Raw genomic sequence first — 847 nt, 5'->3', positions numbered from 1 at the left:
GGCGGGCGCGGCGCCGCGCATCGACGTCGATGCAGCCCAGTCCACAGCGGGTCATGCCGGGGTCGATGCCCAGCACGCGCTGCTCGGCGACGGCGCCGTGACGGCGGCCGCCCCGTCCAGGGGCCCGCTCGGTGGCCAGCGGGGACGGTTCGCTCATGGCTGCGCCTGGCGGTGGCGAGGTCTAATCGTCGTCCGCGTCGAGCTGGGCGGCAACCTCGGGGGTGATGTCGACGGAGGTGTAGACGTTCTGCACGTCGTCGAGGTCCTCCAGGGCATCGATCAGCCGCATCACCTTGCGGGCGCCGTCAAGGTCCACCGCCACGGTGGTGCCGGCGACGAACTGGGACTCGGCGGACTCGTAGTCCATGCCGGCGTCGGTGACGGCCTTGCGCACCGCCACCAGATCGCCGGGCTCGGAGATGATCTCGAAGGATTCGGCACCCTCCACGACCTCCTCGGCACCGGCGTCGAGCACGGCCATGAGGATCGTGTCCTCGTCCACGCCATCGCCCTTGGCGACCTCGACCACGCCCTTGCGGGTGAAGTTGTAGGCCACCGAGCCGGGGTCCGCCAGGGAGCCGCCGGTGCGGGTGAAGGCGACGCGCACGTCCGAGGCGGCGCGGTTGCGGTTGTCGGTCAGGCACTCGACCAGGAAGGCGACGCCCTCGGGGCCGTAGCCCTCGTACATGATGGTCTGCCAGTCGGCGCCGCCGGCCTCCTCGCCGCTTCCGCGCTTGACGGCGCGGGTGATGTTGTCCGCCGGGACCGAGTTCTTCTTGGCCTTCTGGATGGCGTCGTACAGGGTCGGGTTGCCGTTGGGGTCGCCGCCGCCGGTGCGGGCGGCGAC

The 847-nt window shown here is 71.5% G+C and carries 1 protein-coding gene; it reads right to left on the bottom strand.

The window, feature by feature from the left end; all coding sequences use genetic code 11:
- Positions 1–181: 181 nt before the first annotated feature.
- Positions 182–847: YebC/PmpR family DNA-binding transcriptional regulator (locus tag DRB06_RS07000; RefSeq protein ID WP_111819499.1), on the bottom strand; the 666-nt coding region annotated here is incomplete at its 5' end.

Origin of the sequence: Actinomyces sp. Z5 (genome assembly GCF_003287795.1) — a bacterium.
Taxonomy (GTDB): domain Bacteria; phylum Actinomycetota; class Actinomycetes; order Actinomycetales; family Actinomycetaceae; genus Actinomyces; species Actinomyces glycerinitolerans.
This window is presented reverse-complemented; position numbering and strand designations above follow the sequence as displayed.